Source organism: Alkalinema pantanalense CENA528, assembly GCF_050753345.1.
In the GTDB taxonomy this organism is placed as follows: Bacteria; Cyanobacteriota; Cyanobacteriia; order Leptolyngbyales; family Leptolyngbyaceae; genus Alkalinema; species Alkalinema pantanalense.
In genome coordinates this window covers 1-3,547 of the sequence record NZ_JBLZFX010000193.1, presented here as the reverse complement: position 1 = coordinate 3,547, position 3,547 = coordinate 1, and the positions used below count along the sequence as shown (strand labels likewise).

The following is a 3,547-nucleotide window of genomic DNA, read 5'->3' as shown; positions in this document are numbered from 1 at the left end:
TGTACACTTTGCCCATACGATATTCCTACAAGAGTGGATTTCAGAACCAATCAGATCCTAAATCCATTCTCGCTCAAACTCACAAAATTAATCCTGACACTCCACTAGAAACATTTGCAGGGTTTCTACGACCTTGGCGAGTTGAAATTAAGACACGCCCCTTAGAAGGGCAAGGGCATTCAACAACAATGTCATTGCAATGGAATCTCAGGCAACCCTATGAAGAATTTGTCCAAACTATCCTTGATCGGATTCAAACCGCATCGGAGCCGATCGGGAACGTGAGGATTGACCTCGATATGTGCGTGTCTGTACGCACAACTGATAGTCCTGAGTCTCCCCTTCGCGCGTGGGTTCGTGGGTTCGCAAAACTGAACTTCCAACGAGGATATTCATCTAAAGGTGGAGAAGGTGGAGGGGGCCTGATGCTTTATTTTTACTGCACGCTCTTTTGTCGATTGTCCTTGGCTGGGGATCTCAATGATGAACTGTATGAGTTAAATCAACCCATCCTGGCTCACGCCCTTCAGACTTGGGAACAACAACTAGGTGGAGAAATCGATGTAGAGGCTGGACGGGCTGGGCTTTATCGCTATGGCTTCCGACCTTGATGAATGTATTTTGCGATTGGGCCAGGAGGGTTCCCTGCGATCGAACATTCTGTGCCTGCGCTGAACCGAGGGGCAGCAGCACACTGCCCAGACTGACTAAGCCGAGGGAGCAGTAAGGGAACAGCGCATAAATAAAATCCCAATTGGGTAGGGGTAGGAGAGTACAAGGGTAGGAGGGTAGGGGAATGAGGAGGGGATATTATTTCTTTGCAAATCCCTAAGCGGTTAAACATTTCATAGCAATGATTCCAAAAATCGACACAACAGGTCTATCTGCCTTGGACTGATGGGGGCGGCAACCAGCGCGGCAGATTTAACTGATGTGATTAAGATTCCCAAGCTTCCCGCTGTCATCTTCTGAGCGTGGGATATCCTAGGTCAATTGGCGGAATGGCAGGAAACTTAACGCAGTTGCAAAAGGGGTTGGGCTGCGGCAGAGCTGGTGGCAAACAGGGCATCGTAGGGACGGCTACGAAAATCGCTCATACTGACCCAGGCCAACCCTTCCGTGGTGCCCACCCAGAGCTTGTTCCCTGTATCCGGCGAGACAACCAAGACCCGATCGCTGGGTAATCCACCAATTTGCCCGAGGACTTTGCCATTGTAGGGATTGAGCCGTAGCAGACCGGTTCCACTGCCCACCCAGACCGTTCCTCGGGTGTCAAACCGAATCGACGCGATTTCTCGACCGCGAAGCTGGGTCACCGATCGCACCATTTGTCCTTGACGGGCTTTGACTTCCACCAATCCGCTAGGCGTTCCAGCCCAGATTGACCCGTGGTTATCTGCGGCAACGGTTTGCACCGCTCCCCCAGGAATTTCTTCAACGGTTTGGATAATTTTGCCCTTGGCTGTGTTGACTTGAACCAGGCTGTCGAGGGTGCCGACCCAGAGGTGGCCGTCCTTATCCAAGGTCAGGGCATTGGCGCTCACGCCGGGTAAATCTTGCAGTGTGGTCATGAGCAGCCCTTGGTCGGGACTAATCAGGGCAAGGCCGCGATCGGTGCCCACCCAGAGATAGCCGCGTTTGTCCAATTGCAGGGAAAGAATGCGGTTAGATGGGAGGGAAATATTTTGGGCTGTGACTTCCTTTGTACGGGAGTCAACGCGAAACAGTCCTTCTGCGGTGCCCACCCAAATGCGTCCCACTTTATCCTGGGCCAAGGCTCCTGTGAGCGGATTGGGGGTGGGAATGCGAGCCAGAACTCGACCTGTATTGGGGTCAATCTGCGTCAGCCCCTGCCAGGAACCGACCCACAAAAAGCCGCTGTAGTCTTTAAGGAGCGCCGGAACTCGATAGTCCACTGCATTAGAAGGCTGCTGCTTGGGGACGGGGTTGGGTTTGTCAGCGGGGGGTGGGGCGTCGGGAGGATAGGTAATGGGGCGATGGTCTTCGACCGACCGTAGGTCATCGGAGGGGGCTGCAAGACCGATCGAGGGTATCACCAAGAGGGAGAGTGTCCCCCAGACCAGGCTGCTGTGCAGGCGGTTGAAGATGCGAGATCCCATAGCTGCCAATCCTCTATACTCCAAATCACCGTCAAGGATTCTTTATGATACTTGCCAGTCCCGCAGGGGTGACATCAATTCTGGAGAAAATTTTGGAGAATGCTGGGAAATTTTCGGGCGAGACTGGGAAAGGTGTGGAAAAGGATGGCATCATTCGGCGTAGGCGATCGGGGGTTCTGAAAGTTCGATCAGCAGCGCATCAACGTCTTTACTGTAGTGAATCTTTTTCATAGCAACTCCTTTGTCTCTGTTGCTTATCCTCTAACCTCTTCAGTTGTTCTTGTGCCCATCGGCGGAGTTGGTCATCGGGGTCGTTGAGGGCACGTTAACCTTTGGTCGGTCGTAGACCATCGTTTATGGGATTTCTGAGTTGCCCTCTTCATGGGCTTCTCTGTACTTCTTGATGACGCGACGAATTTCGCCAAAATCTAGCTCTACCTGATCAGATTTAGAGTAGATATCCAATAGCAGGAGCGTTTCATCGATGATAGTCCAGTAAATGAGGCGATAGCCACCACTTTTGCCTTTCTGAATGTCACTATTTTTAACGCGCAGTTTCATCACAATGACATCTAAACCGGGAATCTGATCGCCTAAAACTTCGCCAGACTGTAGTGCTTCTAGGACGGGTTGCAAATCAGATTGAATATTGCGGTATCTTTTCTTAAGGGCCTTGTATTTCCGATTAAATTCTGGGGTGAACTGAATCTGAATTTTGGGAGGGGTTTCACTCATCGTCTGAGTCTTCCCAGAGTTTTTCTAGGGGCAAGGTTTGTCCAGTCATGGCTTGATGCCAAGATCGCCGGAAGCTTTCAGCAGAGAATCCAATCTCATCATCGTCGTCTTCCTTGGCTTGAGTCATTAGGACATGATTTTGTTGGATGAGGGTTGATAGGGTTTTCATAAGTTCAAGCTGGTCTTCGATCGATAAAGACTGCGCTAGGGTAATGGCCTGTTGAAGTTGCTGTGTCATGGGCTGTACCTCCTTGATTAGCATTATAAATCTTGCGGGGTGGGGTTGTGTGGCTGGGGGCTCAAGGGTTAGGCTCTAGTTTTTGTAGTTGTTCTTGTGCCCATTGGCGGAGTTGATCGTCGGGGTCATTTTGGGCGCGATCGTTACCAAATGGTTGATACAGGATATTGAGCAATTAGTCGATCGATGGTGAGAATGGGCATATTTCCTACTTGAGCTTGGGCAATCAAAATACGATCGAAGGGATCTTTGTGGTGATCAGGAAGCTGATCTATTTGAAGAACGTGAGCAAGATCGATTGCCATACTCTTGAAACGATTGACTGCGAGACAGGATTGAATGGGCTTTGTTGCATGATTAGAAAAACGGTCAGGTTCGCCTTGAGAGTGTCCTGGTATTAACCTTCAACCTTGTAGCTATCGGGTTTAACGATCTGAATCATCCGATTGAGCGC

5 protein-coding genes are annotated in these 3,547 nt (G+C 50.4%); 1 reads left to right on the top strand and 4 read right to left on the bottom strand.

The genetic code is table 11. From position 1 onward, the window contains the following. Window positions 1-611, top strand: a 611-nt coding sequence (locus tag ACN4EG_RS27360) for a hypothetical protein (protein WP_431633452.1), incomplete at its 5' end; no start/stop codon positions are given. Between the two features lie 402 nt (window positions 612-1,013). On the opposite strand, the gene ACN4EG_RS27355 is transcribed toward ACN4EG_RS27360, so the two are convergent. From ACN4EG_RS27355 to ACN4EG_RS27340, 4 genes are all read right to left on the bottom strand, one after another. Continuing rightward, entirely contained in the window at window positions 1,014-2,120 is a 1,107-nt protein-coding gene (locus ACN4EG_RS27355) for a ligand-binding sensor domain-containing protein (protein WP_431633451.1), read from the bottom strand. Window positions 2,121-2,474: 354 nt separating this feature from the next. Beyond that, entirely contained in the window at window positions 2,475-2,855 is a 381-nt protein-coding gene (locus tag ACN4EG_RS27350; RefSeq protein ID WP_431633450.1) for a type II toxin-antitoxin system RelE/ParE family toxin, read from the bottom strand. Beyond that, window positions 2,848-3,093, bottom strand: a complete 246-nt coding sequence (locus ACN4EG_RS27345; RefSeq protein ID WP_431633449.1) for a hypothetical protein — start codon at window positions 3,091-3,093, stop codon at window positions 2,848-2,850. The genes ACN4EG_RS27350 and ACN4EG_RS27345 overlap by 8 nt, the downstream gene beginning before the upstream one ends. 143 nt (window positions 3,094-3,236) lie before the next feature. After that, complete coding sequence (locus tag ACN4EG_RS27340; RefSeq protein WP_431633448.1) at window positions 3,237-3,398, bottom strand: type II toxin-antitoxin system VapC family toxin; 162 nt, start codon at window positions 3,396-3,398, stop codon at window positions 3,237-3,239. Window positions 3,399-3,547: the final 149 nt, after the last annotated feature.

What these genes read in the sequence shown, in the direction of transcription:
- ACN4EG_RS27350 (WP_431633450.1), bottom strand. Translation starts at nt 2,855, where the DNA reads ATGAGTGAAACCCCTCCCAAAATTCAGATTCAGTTCACCCCAGAATTT.
- ACN4EG_RS27355 (WP_431633451.1), bottom strand. Translation starts at nt 2,120, where the DNA reads ATGGGATCTCGCATCTTCAACCGCCTGCACAGCAGCCTGGTCTGGGGG.
- ACN4EG_RS27340 (WP_431633448.1), bottom strand. Translation starts at nt 3,398, where the DNA reads ATGGCAATCGATCTTGCTCACGTTCTTCAAATAGATCAGCTTCCTGAT.
- ACN4EG_RS27345 (WP_431633449.1), bottom strand. Translation starts at nt 3,093, where the DNA reads ATGACACAGCAACTTCAACAGGCCATTACCCTAGCGCAGTCTTTATCG.